Here is an 18,367-nt window from a genome sequence, read left to right as displayed (position 1 = left end):
CTGGACATTTTGTCCAAAGGTGGGGCAGTCAAATATGGCTGCTCTTTTATTGTAAGAAAGGAAGGAGCAAAAAGATATATGGAGTCAATGAGAGATGTGGACAGGGTAATGGAACGGGAAATTAAAAAGGGAAGCACACCATTACGGTTTGAACAGTTAGGTTTTGGCGATTACAGCTATAATGAAATTACTTCAAAGGAAAAGCTGTTGCAGGTGCTTTCCTATCTGTTGCGGGTCGGTGAGTATGAGCCATTCGCCGGAAAAACCATAGGGAACAATGTTTACATGGATATGCGGGGGAAAAAAGCTGTTTTTAAGAGAACCAGACTGACCTATGAGAGAAATAATATTTTTGCAACAATTAAGCGGCTGGCAAAGAAATATAAGCCGGACTATGAGGGAAAAGTGTATCTGGAAACAGTCAGATGTTTCTTTACCATATCTGCGGAAGAATTGGAAAAGTGCCGATACAATTATAAAGGCAAGGACACCTATGCCTTTGTGATGTCTGACAGATATATTATGGCTTTATATACATACTGTCTGTCAGCAAGAAAAGCGGTGGCTTTGGAAAATATAGAGCTGGAGGGACTTTCGGAAGCGGAGCTTTCTATGGTAAAATTAGAGAGTGTCCGGGAAGTGTTATTCCAGGCATTATTGCTTGATGATGTGAAGTTTGAAGATGGCAAGATGTATGCGGAGCTTTGTAGTATTTTTCTGAGGAATTGAAAGAAGAGGTGTTAAGTGTGTCAGGATTAGATTGTGAAAATTGTGGTGGTAAGCTACATTTAATTCATAGCGATAAGTTTATGAAGTTAAAAAGTGGAGAAAAGATAGCTTTTGCGAATGTGCCATTGTTAATGTGTGGGGGCTGTCAAAAAAGATATATCCCATATCAGACAAAGGAAATATTAGATGAATTTCAGCAAATGCTGGAAAATACGGAGCATGAAAATCAGCCTCGAAGTATTGATATTGTAGAAAAGGAAGAGGATAAAAAAGAGTTTTCAGTAGAAGAAACTGAGACATGGTATGATTTTGAAAAAATAAAAAATATGTTCTGCAATGATAAGTTTATAGCAGAAAAAGTAAAATTTTTATATGACAGAGATGATTACTATTTTATTCCAGGTTTGGTAAGACCATGGAAAATAGGCTTTCTTACACCAGTTTTTTTTAATATAGAAGTTTTGTTAAAATATATTCATCATCCACAGTACGGATTAGATATAGGAGCAGATACATTCGGATATATTTATAAAGGAGATGAGCATTATATCTCTTTTGGAATTAATGAAAACAATAAAGTAATTATGTGGTTAGGAGATATTATTGACTTAAATGTTGAAGAACAGTTCTATTTGCGTTCGGAAAATGTACCCTCAGACCATTCAATTGGTTCAGAATTTTATGAAGCACAAATTGAAGTACAGTGGGCAGAGGCTTCTGCGGAAAGAAAGTTATTGAAGAAGCGTTTGGATTTTAATGAGAAGGTAAGAGATAATTATAATTTAGCGGTTGCGCAGTTGGATACAGAAACACTTAGAGTTGCTAAGAACATTCGTAAATTACTTGTCAATACCAACGATGCCTTTAAGGATTTGATTATTCCGCTTAATGAGTTATTTGTAGAAGCTATTAACAATAAAGATATTAGTAAAGATTTAAAACAGAAATATCCAGAGTTGAAAGAGGAGTTAAAGGGCAAAAAGGGTATAAAACTATTACAACTATGGCTAGAGAAGAATACAACGGGAATAGATGTTAATGTGGAAATTGCACCATTGTTTGTGCTATACGATTTGAGGTTGGTGTCAGCTCATTTATATTCTGATAATTCCAGAGAAGAATTATTAGAATCGTGTTGTACAAGGTTAGGATTAGCAGAGACTGAAAGAAATTATATTGTTATTGCAAATACTTTAATTGATAAGCTTGATGAGATGTATGATAAATTCATTCAATGTTTATCTGTTATGAATAAAGGAGGTGAAGAAGATGGGGAATAAGGTCTTATGTGTAACAGGAGTAATAGATACAGAGTTATGGAATAAAGCAGGATGGTGTGGAACGGCAGTGCTTTCAGATGGACAATCAGCTCCATATTTGGGGTTGTTATTTGAAAATAGAGAAGCAGCAGTTAAGATTTTTGAACAGTGGAACAGGGATTTTGGACATAAAGATATTTATGAAGAAATAAGAATATCTATAATAGAAGGAGATATTCCAGAAGAGGAGCACGGATATACAGTTCATATAACAACCAATCAGGAGAATTTAGTATCAAAGTGCAAAGAATTAAATATTAAGATAGATGAAGCTCTTTTTGCGATTGTAAGTCGTTTTCGACGCATAGAAACAACAAAGGACAATCGTAATATGGCGGTTTTTCGGGAGGAATTTGAAAGATACTTAAGTTATAAGATTATTCCTGTTTATATGAGCGAAGCTAGATTAGAGCCTTTATTTGATTATGAAATTGAAAAAACAGAGATATATTTTAGAATGGTTGATGAAATTTCGGAAGGTGATATTGATGCGGCATGTATAAAAAATTTGCATAATTAAATTACAACAGCGTAAGGGCAGTTATAGACCGTAAAGGTTTGTAGCTGCCCTTTTTGCGTTTACAGAACTTTTGGACAAAATGTCCAGAAGTGGAAAGGAGAAAAATGAAGTATTTGCTGCACAGGCTGTATGTTCCACCATAGCGGAATTACAGCTACAAAAAAACAAGGAGGAAAACCATGCAGGAGGAAGTTACACAGAAAACGATTGCCCTTGTTTTCAAGTCCTCAAGGCTGACCGCCGATGTACTGAAAAAAGCCATGAAGATGTATCTGGAGCGCCGGAAAGCCGGACAACAGGCAACGCATGGGAAAATGTCAGTGAAAAAGCTGGTCGGTCAGGGTATGGGAGCTTCGAGTATTGAGGTTACGGATAACAACATCAAGTCCTTTGAGCGGGTGGCAAGGAAATACAATGTTGACTTTGCTGTGAAAAAGGATAAGACGGTGGAACCTCCGAAGTATATGGTATTTTTCAAGGGCAAAGATGCCGATGTGATCACACAGGCATTTAAGGAATTTGTGAAAGTTAATGAGAAGAAGCGTGGCAGAGTATCCGTAAGGGAGAAGCTGGCAGAGTTCAGGGAACTGCTTGGAAAGGACAAGAACAGGGAAAGAGCAAGGGAACACCAGAAAGACAGGGGGCAGTCGCTATGAGTAAGATTATAGACGGTATTACCAAAGACCTAAAAGCCATTCCCGAAATGCTGAAGGCTAAGACCGCAGGTGTGAATAAAAAGAAGCTCATTCTTATGAATCTCCCGTATATTCTTGCAGGGTATTTTTGTGACAAGATAGCGTGGCTGTGGCGTGTATCGCCGGGGAAGAATGCTTCCGATAAGATGATGGAAGCCATGAACGGGCTGAATGATTTGTTTTCCAATCCGTTGCCGAGCTTTTTTCCGAAAGATTTGCTGATCGGTATTGTGGGCGGCGTTACACTCCGTCTTGTGGTGTATTTCAAAGCCAAGAATGCCAAGAAATTTAGGCAGGGTGTAGAGTACGGTTCCGCAAGGTGGGGAAATGCAAAGGATATAGAGCCTTATGTCGATCCAGTCTTTGAGAACAATGTCATACTGACAGAAACGGAAAGGCTGATGATGTCGGGCAGACCGAAGCAGCCGAAGTATGCAAGAAATAAAAACATTCTTGTTATCGGCGGTTCCGGTTCCGGCAAGACTCGCTTTTTTGTGAAACCCAACCTGATGCAGATGCACAGCTCCTACGTTGTCACTGATCCGAAAGGAACGGTGCTTGTGGAGTGCGGGAAAATGCTGTTAAAGAACGGGTACAAAGTAAAAGTTCTGAACACCATTAACTTCAAAAAATCAATGCACTACAATCCTTTCGCTTATATCCGGAGTGAAAAGGACATTTTGAAACTTGTAAACACAATAATCTTAAACACCAAAGGAGAGGGACAGCAATCCGGTGAAGATTTCTGGGTGAAAGCCGAAAAGCTCTACTACACAGCTCTTATCGGATATATCTGGTATGAGTGTGTGGAGGAAGAACAGAATTTTACCACCCTGCTTGACATGATCAATGCCAGTGAAGCAAGGGAGGACGATGAGGAGTTTAAGAATCCTGTCGACTTGATGTTCGATGAGCTTGAGGAGCGAGAACCAGACCATTTCGCAGTAAAGCAGTACAAAAAGTACAAGCTGGCTGCGGGAAAGACAGCTAAGAGTATCTTGATTAGCTGTGGTGCAAGATTAGCACCATTTGACATTAAGGAGCTTCGTGATCTGACAAGCTATGATGAACTGGAGCTTGATATGTTAGGGGACAAAAAGACAGCTTTGTTTGTCATTATCTCCGACACAGACGATACATTCAATTTCATCGTGTCAATCATGTATACACAGCTCTTTAACCTGCTCTGTGACAGGGCAGATGATGTGTATAACGGAAGGCTGCCGATTCATGTGCGCTGCTTATTAGACGAGTTTGCGAACATTGGGCAGATACCAAAGTTTGAGAAGCTGATAGCTACGATCCGTAGCCGGGAAATTTCAGCTTCTATTATTTTGCAGTCAAAGTCACAGCTTAAAGCGATTTATAAGGACAACGCTGATACCATAGAAGGCAACTGTGATACCACACTATTCCTCGGTGGGAAGGAAAAGACCACGCTCAAAGAGCTGGCAGAAGTTTTGGGTAAAGAAACCATTGACCTTTATAATACCTCGGACACGAGGGGTACGAGCCAGTCCTACGGTCTGAATTACCAAAAGACCGGAAAAGAGCTTATGAGTCAGGACGAGATTGCAGTCATGGATGGTGGCAAGTGCATTATGCAGCTTAGGGGAGTAAGACCATTCTTCTCCAATAAGTTTGATATAACAAAGCATAAGCAGTACCACTTGCTTTCTGACTATGACGAGAAGAATGCCTTTGACATCGAAAAATATGTAAAGAACCTGTACCATGCAAAGATCAGGAACAACGACACCGTTGATGAGGTGGAAGATGTCGGGGAAATCGCAGCATAAAACTGAATATGGAACAAAAACGATATGCACAGATAATGCAGGACAAGTGTGCAAGTTTACTTGCAGACACGCAGAACTGCAATTATCTGTATATGGCGTTCAGCCACAGCGAAATGGAGCGATAGAGGAATTGAGCTGGCATATCGTAACACAACTTCTGGACAAAATGTCCAAAAGTGGAAACGGAGTTTTGAATGTACTTTAGGAAAAAGAAAGCACCCGATACCGCAGTCGGCAAACTTGAAGGTATCGGATGCCCGTCAGGGTAATCCTAAAGGAATGCCCTGTCCTTATTTTATCACAGGACGGGGCATTTGACACGAAAAACTCTTTCAATCACAAATCAAATTTAAGGAAAGAAAGAGGTAAACTAAAATGTCATTTTTTACAACAGCAGTAACAGGATTAAAGACCGTAGTAACAGCAATCGGAGCAGGTGTAGGTGTATGGGGTGTTATCAACCTTCTGGAAGGTTACGGTAACGACAATCCCGGAGCAAAGTCACAGGGTATCAAGCAGCTTATGTCCGGCGGTGGCATTATCATTGTGGCGCAGACGGTGATTCCACAGCTCTCCACATTGTTCTCATAAGAGATAGTCCTTCATGGGTGGAATCATTGACAAGATCACTGATTTCATAAAGGAAATGCTGCAAGGGTGGGTGCTGTCCAACCTTGAAACCATGTTTACCGATGTGAATGACAAGGTAGGCACGATTGCAGGGGAGGTCAGCAAGACACCCAGCTCATGGAACTCCGGTATTTTCAGCATGGTGCAGACGTTATCGGAAAATGTCATTGTCCCCATAGCGGGAATGATTATCAGCTTTGTGCTGGTCTATGAGCTGATTACAATGGTTATCGACAAAAACAACATGCACGACTTTGATACGAGCCTGTTTTTCCGTTTTTTATTCAAGGCTTGTATCGCTGTCAGCTTACTTTCTAAGACCTTTGATATTGTCATGGCGGTCTTTGACGTGGGAAGTCATGTAGTGACACAGGCGGCAGCTTCCATATCCGGCTCAACGAGTCTGGATGTGCAGGCTACGCTTACTTCCATGTTCAACAGCCAGATTGACAGCATGGGTATCGGGGAGCTGATAGGACTTGGCATGGAAACCATGATCATCAGCCTGTGTATGAAAATCATGTCCGTCCTTATCACCGTCATTTTATACGGACGTATGATTGAAATATATCTTTATGTATCAGTAGCACCAATTCCGGCGGCAACCGTAACCAACAGGGAATGGGGAACAGTCGGAACAAACTATCTAAAGGGACTTATCGCTTTAGCATTTCAGGGATTTTTCATTATGGTATGTGTGGCAATCTATGCTGTGCTTGTGGCAAGTGTGGCAGTGGCAAGTAACCTTCACAGCGCCTTATGGTCTGTGGCAGCCTATACCGTAATCTTATGCTTCAGTTTATTCAAGACAGGTTCCTTATCAAAATCAATCTTTAACGCCCACTAATTCATGGTGGGCGTTGCCCATATATGGGTATGCACACGAAAGGAGCAGACTATGGCAATATCAGTACCAGTGCCAAAAGACCTGAGTGGCATCAAAACGAAAGTAGCATTAAACCTTACCAAAAGACAGATCATCTGTTTTAGCGGAGCTGCCATTACCGGAGTTCCTTTGTATTTTCTTACAAAGGGAGTTTTTGGAACACAGGCGGCAGCACTTATCATGGTGGGAGTGATGCTGCCATTTTTCTTTTTGGCAATGTATGAAAGGGATGGATTTCCAGCAGAAAAACTTCTGTACTTTATGGTACGGCAGAAGATGCTTACACCGGGGATTCGTCCTTATAAATCGGAAAACCTCTACGAGCAGTTGGAGGAAAGAGAAAAAATAAAGAAGGAGGTGCGCTACCTTGAAGAAAAAGCAAAAGGCGCAAGCCGGAAACCGCAGAATGCCGGAAAATAAGCAGGCAGCAAATAAAACCGGACTTACATTTTCGGAAAAGAAGCGGTTAGTGGAGCTTAGACGTATCCTTGCCGGAAACGGGAAGGAACAGGCAAAGCCGGATACTGCACAGAAAACCATTACCTTCAAAAAGATGTTTCGTGATGGTATCTGTCAGGTAACACATAATTTTTACACGAAGATGGTGGAGTTTTACGACATCAACTATGACCTTCTGGAAGTAGAAGACCAGGGAGATATTTTAGAGGAGTACAGCAAGCTCATCAATTATTTTGATTCGTCCATTAAGTTTGAACTGTTCCTATTCAACAGGCAGGTCAATGAACAGGCACTTGCGGAACAGTTTGACATACCTTTGCAGGATGATGATTTTGACGATATTCGTGAGGAATACACTCAGATGTTGAAGCATCAGTCAGCAAAGGGAAATAACGGTATCATTAAGTCCAAGTATCTCATTTTTGGTGTGGAAAGCACCGGATATAAGGAAGCAAGGAACAAACTGAATAATATTGAGAAAGATGTTATCCGAAACTTAAATAACATCGGCACAAATGCCCAGTCACTTGACGGAAAGGAAAGACTTCGTATCCTGCATGAGTATTTTAATCAGGGAACGATGGAGCCTTTCCGTTTTTCATTTAAGGAACTGTCAGAGTCTGGCAAGTCCGTCAAGGACTATATTGCACCGCCGGGGTTTGACTTTAGGTATCCGAGCAGATTTAAGTCCGGCAGTATGTATGGAAGTGTTCACTATCTGGATATTATCGCACCGAGATTTAATGACGAGCTGTTAAAGAAGCTCCTTGACATTGATGATAACCTTACCATTACCATGCACATGCAGACGATGGATCCGGTAAAAGCAATCAAGATGTTAAAGGGTGCTTTGACGAACATACAGAAAATGAAGATTGAGGAGCAGAAAAAGGCTGTCCGCAGCGGCTATGATATGGATATTCTTCCTACGGACATCATCACTTATGAAAAGGACACCTTAGAGCTTTTAGATGATTTGAATACGAGCAACCAGAAGATTGTCAAAATGACCTTCCTAATTACCTGTTACGGAAAGACAAAAAGGGAGCTTGAGAATATCACGCAGAGAGTGTCCGGCATTATCCAGCAGGCAAACTGCAACTTACGATGCTTGCAGTATTTACAGGAACAGGGGCTTATGGCATCCGCACCGATTGGCTGCAATGATACCGGAATTGAGAGAGTGCTGACAACCAAAAGCACTGCTATCCTTGTTCCGTTCTGTACACAGGAGTTATTCATGCCTGCTCCGGCAATTTATTACGGGTTAAATGCCCTCAGTAACAACATGATTATGGCAGACCGCAAAAGGCTCCGTACACCAAACGGAGTGATACTTGGAACGCCGGGTTCCGGTAAGTCCTTCAGTGCAAAGAGGGAGATTTTATCCTGTTTCCTTATCACAAGAGATGACATTATCATCTGTGATCCGGAGGGGGAGTATTTCCCGTTGGTACAGGCACTAAAGGGGCAGGTCATAAGGCTTGCCACCGATTCCAAAGACTATTTGAATCCGATGGATATTCAGTTATCCCACAAAGGGGATAAGGAAGCTCTGAAATTAAAGAGTGACTTTCTTATTACCCTGTGTGATCTGATTGCCGGAGGAAAGGACGGTCTGGAGAATGATGAGAAGGGTATCATTGACGAATGTATTCGCCATATTTACGATACCTATTTTGAAAACCCTGTGCCGGAGAATATGCCTATCCTTGAGGACTTATACAATGCACTCTTAAAATATGAGCCGAAAAACGTGGAAAAAGAGCTTGCAAAGGAAGCAAAGGCAAAGGCAGTCAGAATTGCCAACAGCCTTGTGCTGTATGTAAGCGGTTCGCAGAATTATTTTAACCACCGCACCAACGTGGACTCACAGAACCGTATCATCTGTTTTGACATCAGGGACTTGGGAAAACAGTTAAAAGAGCTTGGTATGCTGATCGTACAGGACGCAGTATGGAACAGGGTATCACAGAACAGGGAGCGTAAGATTGCCACCCGTTATTACTGTGATGAGTTCCACCTTCTGTTAAAGGAGAAGCAGACTGCCATTTACTCTGTGGAAATATGGAAGCGTTTCAGAAAGTGGGGAGGTATCCCGACAGGGCTTACCCAGAACGTGGGTGACTTCTTACGTTCAGAGGAAATCGAGGGTATCTTGGGTAACAGTGATTTTGTGTATCTGTTGAACCAGAATGCAAAGGATCAGGCGATACTTGCGGATAAGTTAGGACTTTCCGAAAAGCAGCTTGCCCATGTGACCAATTCCGAGCCGGGGAGCGGTCTTATCCTGTTTGACAACGTGGTTATCCCGTTTGTTGACAAGTATCCGACAAACACCAAGACCTATGCGATTATGAACACCAAACCGGAGGAAGCAGTTAAGAAAGATGAGGCGAGTTAATGGCAGATAAAAAGACAGGAAAAAGTGCCGCTTTCCATAAAAAGGCTGTGAAAGAATTTCAAAAGGAAGGCAATCCAGACTTTCAAAAAAGCGGCGGCTCAGATTTTCAGCCGAGAGCTTCCGATGTCTTTCAGGAGAAAACAGGAGCTTCACAAAAGCCCGGCGCATCGAAAAGCCATGCGAAAAAGGAGTATGGGGAAACTTTTGGACAAAATGTCCAGAAGTCCGGTGCCGATAAGGGACAGGAGGAAAAGGTGGCATTTACCAAAGCCGAGAACACGTTTTCCGGACAGGATAATTCCGGTCAGACGGAGGAAAACGGGAAAAGGCAGGAAGAAAAAGAGGGTTACCACCGCATGGACACTTACAGGCAGTCACAGGAAAAGGGCAAATACCACAAAAAGCGTGTGCAGCGAGAGCATAAACACAGGGAAAAAGCCAAAGATACCGTTTTTACGGAAGATGCCGGAAAGGTCTTTACGGAGGATCGTGCTTCGGAGTTTACCGGAAGCGAGAAATTAAAAAAGAAACAGAAACAGGCGCAGAAAGCCGCAGAGAAGGTCAAAAAGGCTAGAGGAAAACTTCCCAAGAAGCGGGAATATACCTTGCAGAGAGTCTTTGACGAGGAAACGGGCAAGGGGAAATATGTGGTTGTTCCGCTGGATAAGGAGAAGCCTTTTAAGCAGGAGAGCCTTTCTAAGACCACCATGCGGCGAATGCAGACTGAAAGCAGAAATTTCGTGCATGGCAAAATTGCCGAGAACGAAAAAGAAAACTCTGCTGTGGAAGGTGCCCATAAAACGGAGCAGAAGGGTGAGGAACTGATTGGTTTTGTAAAAAGGCACTATAAGGGAAAGGAAGCAAGACAGCGGGCGAAAATAGCGAAGCTGGAAAAAAAGCAGTTTCAGAAAGAGGTCAACTTCCAGTACCAGAAGTTCTTGGAGGAAAACCCGCAGATGCAGAAAAAAGCATTGCAGAAGCGTTTACAGAAACAGCGCATCAAACGGGAGTATATGAAAGCAAGACAGAAGGGAGCTGCCACAAAAGCGGCACAGGAAGCAGTGTCAAAGACTGCCAATACTGCAACCGCCATAGCAAAGAAATTACAGGAGATTGCAAGCAAAAATGCGGGTGTTCTCATAACGGTTGGTATCATGGCGGTGCTTCTTATTATGATTATGACCTCGGTATCGTCCTGTGGGGCGATGTTTGCAGATACGCAGTCTACGGTGCTTGCGGCAAGCTATTTGAGCGAACCGGCAGAGATTGATGCGACAGACTTGCAGTTTACCAGACTGGAGCTTGACCTTCAGAACGAGATTGACAACATCGAAACCGATTATCCGGGATATGATGAGTATTCCTATAATCTGGGGGAAATCGGGCACAATCCGTTTACGCTGATCGGGTATTTATCGGCTGTCCATACGGAGTTTACCGCAAGTGAGGTGGAAAGCGAGGTACAGGCTCTTTTTGATGAGATGTATACGCTGACTCTTACACCAGATACGGAAACAAGGACAAGGACAGTAACCAAGACAGGTACACGCACTGTTACTGATCCGGTAACAGGAGAGGAGACAGAGGAAGAATACGAATACGAGGAAGAGGAGGAATACGAAGTCAGCATATTAAGGGTAGTGCTTACGGTCAAACCATTGGAAACCATTGTTGCCGGAAAGATGGATGCGGAGCAGACAGAGATTTATGCCATGTATGCAGAGACTGGCGGGCTTTTACAGCAGTTTGCTTCTCCGCTTGATCTATACTGGTATAACTATATTTCAAGCTATTACGGATACCGCAAGAACCCGAATACAGGAAATGAGGAACTGCATAGGGGCGTGGATATAGCAGTGCCCACAGGCACAACCGTTTATGCAGCCCATGACGGTACAGTCACGACAGCAGCTTATGACAGCTATTACGGGAATTATGTGGTCATCGAAAAAGACGGTTATACTACAAAATATGCCCACATGGATAGCCTGAGTGTCAGTGCAGGTCAGAGCATAACCAAAGGGACGGTAATCGGAACTACGGGAAACACCGGAAGCAGTACCGGAAGCCATCTGCATATCGAGTGTTTGTATAACGGAGAGTATTACAATCCGTTATTTTATTTTGATGTAGGCGAGGGAACGCTTTATGGGGAAAGTCCGGGAGGTGGCGGTGCGCCGGGAAATGCCATACCACCGGATTCCTATGATGATGCAACCGTACAGGCACTTATGGAGGAAGCAGTCAAGTATTTAGGCTATCCGTATGTATGGGGAGGTTCGTCCCCGTCCACAAGTTTTGACTGTTCCGGTTTTGTGTGCTGGGTATTTACCAACAGCGGCGTACACAATCTGCCACGAACAACCGCACAGGGCATTTATGACCAGTGTACTCCCGTATCGGCAAGCGAAGCGAAAGCGGGAGACATTATCTTTTTCACAGGCACCTATAATTCAGCAGGTGCAGTCAGTCATGTAGGAATCTACTGCGGCAACGGGGTAATGATACACTGTGGCGATCCAATCAAATATGCTTCCATTAATACTCCGTACTGGCAGAGCCATTTTTACAGTTTTGGAAGATTGAATTAGAGGAAGTGAGATATTATGACAAAAAGCCAGAGAATAGAAAAGGAAATCACAAAGACAAAAGAACAGCTCGCCACCATACAGGCAAAGTTAAAGAACCTGGAAGAAGAAAAACGTATGGCGGAAAGAGCTGAAAAACTGGATATTATCGAAAAGCATAAAATCTCGTCCGAGAAGCTGCAATTACTTATCAAATTCAGCGAGGACGAGATTTTGCAGTTATTAGCACAAAAAGAAAAGGAGAGAACAGGAAATGAAGAAAAAGTTATCAGTTAAGGTGATCATGTCCCTTATCTTGTCGGCAGTATTGTTCTGTATGCCGATTGGGGCATTTATGGCAAACAGCGTCAATACTGTATCGGTACAGGCACAGGATACGGATGCAGAGGAAAATGAGAGTGAAGCAGAAACATCGTCTACGGAAACAGAAGAAGAAAGTGAACAGGAAAGCTCAACGTTGTCCGGCAATGACATTCCCACACCGGAATGTACCTGTAAGGAAAAATGCTCACAGTACTCGGTGGATAAGGAATGTGAGGTCTGTAAAGAGGATTACAGTCTTTGTGAGTATGTGAATCCCAACGTGAAAATCACAATCAATACACCGACAGGGTGGCACAATGATACCACAAAGGTACCTGTCTTAGTTGAAGATGTGGCAAAGTCCGGCAACTTTACCGTAAAAAGCGTACAGGCGAAAGTCGCACAGAATGGAAGCTGGACAGACATCACAGAGGATATGTATGTGGAGATTTCGGAAAATTGCACCGTCTATGTGCTTGTGACAGACCAGAAGGGCAATACCTATGAGAAAAACCGTTATATTAAATGCTTTGATTTTACCAAGCCAACTTTAAATGCGGCGGTCAGCGATGGTCTGTTAAGCGTACAGGCACACGATACGGATTCCGGTATCAAGGCAGTCTATGTGAATGGTTATGAGTTTACAGAGCTGACGAATGGCGTTTTGAATATCCGTCTGCAACAGTTTGATGCAGGATATCAGTATTTTACCATTTCCGCAATGGACAATGCCGGAAATATGTCGGAGGTCTATAAGACAGCCAACCCGTATTACACTGATCCGGAAGCGGAGGACAGTAACGAAAGCGATCCGGCTAAGCAGCTCCCGGTCAGTGCAGAAGCAACCAAGCCTTCCTCTGCTACCGGACAGGTAACGGAGCATACGAAAACAGACAGCGAGGGCAATACCACATCGGAAACAAGCCTTGCAGATCAGAAGAAAGCCGCCATGCAGGAAGCAGATGCTTCGGAGCAGACAGAAAATAATGCAGAACAGTCGGAGAGGGGGAAAGAGTTTTATACCATTCAGACAGCAAGCGATAAGGTGTTTTATCTGATTATCGACAGGGACGGTGATGAGGAAATGGTTTATTTCCTTACCGAAATCAGTGAAAATGATCTGTTAAATACGACAACGGATAACAGCGAAACCCTTCCGAAAAATTCCGCAGCACTGGAGTCTGCAATCCCGGTAAGTGACAGCGCACTGCCGAACAACAATGCAGAAACGAATACTGAAGAAACAGAAGAATTACCGGAGGACGGTGAGGAAAGTACAGAAGAAAGTACCAAGGAACCGGAAGAACAGCCCGCACAGACCGACAATCCGATGGGAACCTATATCGTGCTTGGCATCATTGCAGTTATTGGCATCGGTGCAGGCTACTATTTCAAGGTAGTCAAGAAAAAGAAAGAGCAGTTCATTGATGAAGATGATGAGGAGGACGAGGAAGAAGAAGTCTTGGAAGATGAGGACGAAACCGAGGACACAGAGGACGATTTCTTTGAAAAAGACGATGAGGAGGACGAATAAATGCAGTTAGTAATCGCAGAAAAGCCTAGTGTGGCGAAAAGCATAGCCGATGTATTGGGAGCCTTAGACAGACAGGACGGATATTTTGATGGCGGCGGCTATCTTGTAAGCTGGTGCGTGGGACACTTAATCGAGCTTGCGGAACCGGAAAGCTATGGAGAACAGTGGAAGAAATGGACTTACGAGAGCCTTCCGGTCAATCCGGAGCATTGGCAGTATGAGATTAAGGAGGATACCAAAGAGCAGTATGATGTGCTTTATGGTCTTTTGCATGATAGTAGAGTGGACGAGGTAGTGTGTGCCACCGATGCCGGACGGGAAGGAGAGCTTATCTTCCGTCTGGTCTACAACATGGCTTCCTGCAATAAGCCCATGAAACGCTTATGGATTTCTTCCATGGAGGAAAGTGCCATAAGGGAAGGTTTTGAGAATTTAAAGCCGGGAAGTGACTACGATCACTTATACCATTCCGCACTTTGCAGACAGGAAGCAGACTGGCTTGTGGGTATCAATGGTACAAGGCTTTTTACCGTTTTATATGGCGGCAAGGTGTTAAAGGTGGGCAGGGTACAGACACCTACCCTTGCAATGCTTGTGGAGCGTGAAAGCAAGATTATGAATTTCAAGAAAGAGCAGTATTTCATGGCTCATATCCTCTGTGGCGGCGTGGATGCAGTCACAGAGAGGATTGATAGTAAAACGGAAGCGGAAAAGGTTGCAGGAGCTTGTCTGAACGGACAGGCTCTTGTTACGTCTGTGGCAAAGGAAGAAAAGACGGTAGCACCGCCGAAGCTCTATGACCTTACCACGCTCCAGAGGGATGCCAATCGCTTATTTGGTTTTACCGCAAAACAGACCTTAGAGTACACCCAGAGCCTTTATGAAAAGAAGCTGTGTACCTATCCGAGAACGGACAGCCAGTATTTGTCTGACGATATGGAGCAGACAGCCGGAAATGTGATTGAAGCAATTTTCAGTTCCATTTTGTTTGAGGAAAATATGATGTTCAATCCGGATATTAAGCGTGTGTTAAATAGCAAAAAGGTTACAGACCACCATGCGATTATCCCTACAATGGAGATTGCCAAAGCTGACCTTGCAGCCCTGCCGGAAACGGAGCGAAAGATTTTATCCCTTGTGGCCAACAGGTTGCTGTGTGCTACGGGGGAGAAACATCTTTATGAAACGGTTAAGGCAGGGCTTTCCTGTGGCGGTTACACCTTTGCTGCTTCCGGCAAGTCAGTCTTAAAAAACGGGTGGAAAGATTTTGAGGACGCCTTTAAGCGTTCTTTTAAGACAACGGAGGATAAAGAGCAGGAGGATAAGAAACTGCCGGAGCTTTCTGAGGGGCAGACCTTTGACGGGGCACAGACAAAGATCAGCGAGCATTACACCACACCGCCGAAGCACTTTACGGAAGATTCCCTTTTGTCTGCAATGGAGCGAGCTGGAAATGAGGACATGAGTGACGATGTGGAGCGCAAAGGACTCGGTACACCTGCCACCAGAGCAGACATTATCGAGAAGTTAGTTAAGGACGGTTTTGTAAAGCGTGAGAAAAAGCAGATGATTCCTACAGAGGACGGAATGAAGCTGATTACGGTGCTTCCCGATGTGGTAAAGTCCCCGAAACTTACCGCTGACTGGGAAAATGCCCTTACCCTTGTTGCAAAGGGAGAGATGGAGCGTGAGGACTTTATGGCAGATATTGAAACAATGGTATCTGACTTAATCCACACCTACCACGAAGTCAGTGACGAGCAGAAAAAGATGTTCGCACAGGAGCAGAAGGTACTTGGTAAATGTCCGAACTGCGGCGGAGAGGTGGTAAAGGGAAAATACGGAGCTTTCTGCAAGAATAAGTGCGGCATGAATGTAAGCCGGATCATGGGCGTTTCCCTATCAGATGAACAGGTGGAAAGCTGCTTGCCGGGAAAAAGACGCTGTTAAAGGGGCTTACAAGCAAGGCGGGCAAGAAATACGATGCCTATATCATTCCGAGCGGTACGGAAGAATACCACTACACAAAGGACGGAGAAGAAAAGTCCGGTGTGCAGTTTAAGTTTGTCATGGAGTTTCCCAAAAGGAAATTTACAGGAAAGAAAAAATAAAAGGAGGACGTAACAATGGGAGCAGAAGAAACAAAGAAAGTACAGGACAATGAGAGCAAGGCGGACAAGTTTGTCCGTCTTGGGGAGTATCGTGTGAACAAAGTCATTGATGCAATCGGCAGGCTTGAGAACCTTTCCAACCGCACCAATTATGAGTACACACAGGAGCAGGTGGAAGCCATGTTTTCCATTATGGAAAAAAGGCTTTTGGAAGTCAAAGGCAGATTTGCCCCGAAAAAGGAAAAGGAAGATACGTTTTCATTTGGAAGAAAAGCAGAATAGGGAGGAAAGCCAGAATGAAGCAGTTAGAAAAAGAAATCAATGTAACAAGCCAGAGAAACATGATGAAGAGGTACCAGATGTATGGTGCCACAGTATCAAAGCTGACAGATAAATCACAGAATGACACCAAGAAGGGAGAGAAAAAGTAATGGAATACAGAGATTTTGTAGAACAGGTAAAAGAACAGATACAGGATTTTCTTCCTGAAAAGTTTGCAGATGCTGCAGTTGAGGTCAATCAGATTGTAAAGAATAATGACTGTGTTCTGGACGGTCTGATGGTAAGAACAGAAGAAAGCAATATTGCACCTACCATTTATCTGAATCCATATTTTGAGCAGATACAGGATGGTGCTGAATTGGATGATGTATTAGCTCAGATTGCAAGTGTGTATCAGTCACATTATATTGACCACGATATAGATGTATCGGCAGTTACCGATTTTGACAAGATTAAGGAAAAAATTGTATGTAAGCTGATCAACGAGGAAGCAAATCAGCAGTTTCTTCAGGATAAACCGTATTCCAAGCTGGAAGATTTAGCAGTTGTGTATCAGATTTTAATGGATAAAACAGGAGAAGGGACTGCAACCATAACCATTACAGATAATCTGATGGACGGATATGGAATCACACTTGAAGAACTGCATGACCAGGCGTTACAGAATATGGATACTTTGCAGCCACATAGTTTCAAAGGAATGAATGAGACGGTTGCGGAGATGATTGCAGTTGATATTGCAAGAGAACAAAATGTGGGTATGGATGAAGCAAAAGAAATGGCAATGCAGATGATGCCGGATATTCCCGATACCATGTTTGTGCTGACAAATGATACAAAAGTATATGGGGCGGCTGCAATTTTAAACGACGATATCAGACAGGAGATTGCTGAGAAGGTAGGAGATTTTTACATGCTGCCTTCTTCAATCCACGAAACTCTGATTATACCGAAAGATGCGGGAATGGAGTTTAAAGAACTTGAGCAGATGGTACAGGAAGTAAATCAGACACAGGTGGCGCCGGGAGAACGTCTTTCGGATCATGTGTATGAGTATGATGCCAAAGAACATGAACTCTTCCGCAGTGATCGGGCAGAGGAACGTGCCAAGCAGAAAGAGGAAAAAAGAGATAACCGCCATGAGCGTGTTTCAGTAAAAGAGAAACTTGCAGAGAAGAAGGATGCTGTTATTAAGATGAATGCCGGAAAGGAGCATTCTGCACCAGAAAAGAAAAAGGAAGCCGTAATATAGGAGGAGTGGGATATGTATACAACAGGAGATAAGTTATTAAACGTGATGAAAGAGGAAGAAATCGGGATTGCGGAGCTTTCCAGAATTTCCGGTGTGCCGGAGAGAACAATCCTTGATATTATGGCAGGGGTTAAGGAGCCGGAGCTTGGCGTTATGTGCAAGATTGCAGAGGGACTTGGCATCTGTGTCCATGAGCTTCGTGCAGATGAGGAGAGTTATGCGGTATCTGTTCCGAAGGATACCCTTGCCAAGCTGATCGTTGTCAGCGAGATTAACAACGTGGAGCTTGAGGAACTGATCAACTGTATTCTGGAAAAAGGCATTGAGGAGCATGGTTTTTATGTGTAACATAGAGATGAGATAAGAAGCGGGGGCTATCGGGAAATAGATAGTTCCAAACAGGGGCCGGAGTAACTCGCATGAGTTACTCCGGCCCCTGAAATTTTTACTAAAAAAAGAAAAAGATGGCTAACGACAAACCACCTTTCTCTCCGTTCCATGTTATAATGGAACTATGCTAAAACAAGATTATTATAACGACTTTTTTGAAATTGGGCAACTAAAAATTAACTTCAGTCACGACGTACGCATGAATCTTTTTGGTAGTGTAAAAAACTTTGTGGCTTTGGTAAAAAATGGCTCCTTTTTGGTAAGAATTACAGATATGACAATTCTTATCGAAAAGGAGTTTATTTATGGCAGTAGCAAAAGACCAAATCCGACAGATTATTACAGAAAACAACATTACCAGTGTGGCTGATGTTTACTCCCTTCTCAAAGACAGCTTCAAAGATATATTGCAGGAGCTTCTGGAAGCCGAGATGGATGCAACTCTGGGCTATGAAAAAAATTGTAA

The 18,367-nt window shown here is 43.3% G+C and carries 17 protein-coding genes and 1 pseudogene; all 18 read left to right on the top strand.

What is annotated here, in order from left to right:
- Positions 1 to 78 precede the first annotated feature (78 nt).
- A complete protein-coding gene (locus tag B5G33_RS18000) occupies positions 79 to 729 on the top strand; it encodes a hypothetical protein (RefSeq protein ID WP_087418644.1) in 651 nt (216 codons plus the stop codon).
- Positions 730 to 746: 17 nt separating this feature from the next.
- Positions 747 to 2,009: a hypothetical protein gene (locus B5G33_RS17995; protein ID WP_087418628.1), complete on the top strand. Its 1,263-nt coding sequence runs from the start codon at positions 747 to 749 to the stop codon at positions 2,007 to 2,009.
- Entirely contained in the window at positions 1,999 to 2,568 is a 570-nt protein-coding gene (locus tag B5G33_RS17990; protein ID WP_087418627.1) for a hypothetical protein, read from the top strand. Before B5G33_RS17995 ends, B5G33_RS17990 begins: the two co-directional genes overlap by 11 nt.
- A gap of 179 nt (positions 2,569 to 2,747) precedes the next feature.
- Entirely contained in the window at positions 2,748 to 3,224 is a 477-nt protein-coding gene (locus B5G33_RS17985) for a PcfB family protein (protein ID WP_087418626.1), read from the top strand.
- Positions 3,225 to 3,271: 47 nt separating this feature from the next.
- Positions 3,272 to 5,062: a VirD4-like conjugal transfer protein, CD1115 family gene (locus tag B5G33_RS17980; protein ID WP_162614065.1), complete on the top strand. Its 1,791-nt coding sequence runs from the start codon at positions 3,272 to 3,274 to the stop codon at positions 5,060 to 5,062.
- Positions 5,063 to 5,437: 375 nt separating this feature from the next.
- Positions 5,438 to 5,653, top strand: a complete 216-nt coding sequence (locus tag B5G33_RS17970; protein WP_002582189.1) for a Maff2 family mobile element protein — start codon at positions 5,438 to 5,440, stop codon at positions 5,651 to 5,653.
- A gap of 13 nt (positions 5,654 to 5,666) precedes the next feature.
- The gene (locus B5G33_RS17965; RefSeq protein ID WP_087418624.1) at positions 5,667 to 6,539 is read left to right on the top strand and encodes a VirB6/TrbL-like conjugal transfer protein, CD1112 family; all 873 of its coding nucleotides are present in this window, start codon (positions 5,667 to 5,669) and stop codon (positions 6,537 to 6,539) included.
- Positions 6,540 to 6,590: 51 nt separating this feature from the next.
- Entirely contained in the window at positions 6,591 to 6,998 is a 408-nt protein-coding gene (locus tag B5G33_RS17960) for a PrgI family protein (protein ID WP_087418623.1), read from the top strand.
- A complete protein-coding gene (locus B5G33_RS17955) occupies positions 6,946 to 9,441 on the top strand; it encodes a VirB4-like conjugal transfer ATPase, CD1110 family (protein WP_087418622.1) in 2,496 nt (831 codons plus the stop codon). Before B5G33_RS17960 ends, B5G33_RS17955 begins: the two co-directional genes overlap by 53 nt.
- Complete coding sequence (locus tag B5G33_RS17950; RefSeq protein ID WP_087418621.1) at positions 9,441 to 12,032, top strand: CD1108 family mobile element protein; 2,592 nt, start codon at positions 9,441 to 9,443, stop codon at positions 12,030 to 12,032. Before B5G33_RS17955 ends, B5G33_RS17950 begins: the two co-directional genes overlap by 1 nt.
- A 15-nt stretch (positions 12,033 to 12,047) precedes the next feature.
- Entirely contained in the window at positions 12,048 to 12,305 is a 258-nt protein-coding gene (locus B5G33_RS17945; protein WP_015533635.1) for a DUF4315 family protein, read from the top strand.
- On the top strand, positions 12,283 to 13,866 hold the full coding sequence (locus B5G33_RS17940) for a CD1107 family mobile element protein (protein WP_087418620.1): 1,584 nt from the start codon (positions 12,283 to 12,285) through the stop codon (positions 13,864 to 13,866). The genes B5G33_RS17945 and B5G33_RS17940 overlap by 23 nt, the downstream gene beginning before the upstream one ends.
- Entirely contained in the window at positions 13,867 to 15,816 is a 1,950-nt protein-coding gene (locus tag B5G33_RS17935) for a DNA topoisomerase 3 (protein ID WP_242974761.1), read from the top strand.
- Positions 15,817 to 15,992: 176 nt separating this feature from the next.
- Positions 15,993 to 16,259, top strand: coding sequence for a hypothetical protein (locus B5G33_RS17930; protein ID WP_055171206.1), 267 nt, complete (start codon positions 15,993 to 15,995; stop codon positions 16,257 to 16,259).
- Positions 16,260 to 16,273: 14 nt separating this feature from the next.
- Positions 16,274 to 16,408: a hypothetical protein gene (locus B5G33_RS22245; RefSeq protein ID WP_275532845.1), complete on the top strand. Its 135-nt coding sequence runs from the start codon at positions 16,274 to 16,276 to the stop codon at positions 16,406 to 16,408.
- Positions 16,408 to 17,511 (top strand): DUF5688 family protein, encoded by a 1,104-nt coding sequence (locus tag B5G33_RS17925; protein WP_087418619.1) that lies wholly within the window; start codon positions 16,408 to 16,410, stop codon positions 17,509 to 17,511. Before B5G33_RS22245 ends, B5G33_RS17925 begins: the two co-directional genes overlap by 1 nt.
- A 12-nt stretch (positions 17,512 to 17,523) precedes the next feature.
- A complete protein-coding gene (locus B5G33_RS17920; protein WP_087418618.1) occupies positions 17,524 to 17,859 on the top strand; it encodes a helix-turn-helix domain-containing protein in 336 nt (111 codons plus the stop codon).
- Between the two features lie 347 nt (positions 17,860 to 18,206).
- Positions 18,207 to 18,367 (top strand): annotated as a pseudogene (locus B5G33_RS22790) (IS256 family transposase); the annotation flags it as partial.

The sequence above is a fragment of the Blautia sp. An81 genome, assembly GCF_002161285.1.
Classification (GTDB): domain Bacteria; phylum Bacillota; class Clostridia; order Lachnospirales; family Lachnospiraceae; genus Blautia; species Blautia ornithocaccae.
The sequence above is the reverse complement of the archived record's forward strand: the minus strand, read 5'-3'. Positions and strand labels throughout refer to the sequence as shown.

Excerpts from the sequence above, each read along its gene's own strand:
- B5G33_RS18000 (WP_087418644.1), top strand. The coding sequence starts at position 79 with ATGGAGTCAATGAGAGATGTGGACAGGGTAATGGAACGGGAAATTAAA.
- B5G33_RS17990 (WP_087418627.1), top strand. The coding sequence starts at position 1,999 with ATGGGGAATAAGGTCTTATGTGTAACAGGAGTAATAGATACAGAGTTA.
- B5G33_RS17985 (WP_087418626.1), top strand. The coding sequence starts at position 2,748 with ATGCAGGAGGAAGTTACACAGAAAACGATTGCCCTTGTTTTCAAGTCC.
- B5G33_RS17980 (WP_162614065.1), top strand. The coding sequence starts at position 3,272 with ATGCTGAAGGCTAAGACCGCAGGTGTGAATAAAAAGAAGCTCATTCTT.
- B5G33_RS17970 (WP_002582189.1), top strand. The coding sequence starts at position 5,438 with ATGTCATTTTTTACAACAGCAGTAACAGGATTAAAGACCGTAGTAACA.
- B5G33_RS17965 (WP_087418624.1), top strand. The coding sequence starts at position 5,667 with ATGGGTGGAATCATTGACAAGATCACTGATTTCATAAAGGAAATGCTG.
- B5G33_RS17960 (WP_087418623.1), top strand. The coding sequence starts at position 6,591 with ATGGCAATATCAGTACCAGTGCCAAAAGACCTGAGTGGCATCAAAACG.
- B5G33_RS17950 (WP_087418621.1), top strand. The coding sequence starts at position 9,441 with ATGGCAGATAAAAAGACAGGAAAAAGTGCCGCTTTCCATAAAAAGGCT.
- B5G33_RS17945 (WP_015533635.1), top strand. The coding sequence starts at position 12,048 with ATGACAAAAAGCCAGAGAATAGAAAAGGAAATCACAAAGACAAAAGAA.
- B5G33_RS17940 (WP_087418620.1), top strand. The coding sequence starts at position 12,283 with ATGAAGAAAAAGTTATCAGTTAAGGTGATCATGTCCCTTATCTTGTCG.
- B5G33_RS17935 (WP_242974761.1), top strand. The coding sequence starts at position 13,867 with ATGCAGTTAGTAATCGCAGAAAAGCCTAGTGTGGCGAAAAGCATAGCC.
- B5G33_RS17930 (WP_055171206.1), top strand. The coding sequence starts at position 15,993 with ATGGGAGCAGAAGAAACAAAGAAAGTACAGGACAATGAGAGCAAGGCG.
- B5G33_RS22245 (WP_275532845.1), top strand. The coding sequence starts at position 16,274 with ATGAAGCAGTTAGAAAAAGAAATCAATGTAACAAGCCAGAGAAACATG.
- B5G33_RS17925 (WP_087418619.1), top strand. The coding sequence starts at position 16,408 with ATGGAATACAGAGATTTTGTAGAACAGGTAAAAGAACAGATACAGGAT.
- B5G33_RS17920 (WP_087418618.1), top strand. The coding sequence starts at position 17,524 with ATGTATACAACAGGAGATAAGTTATTAAACGTGATGAAAGAGGAAGAA.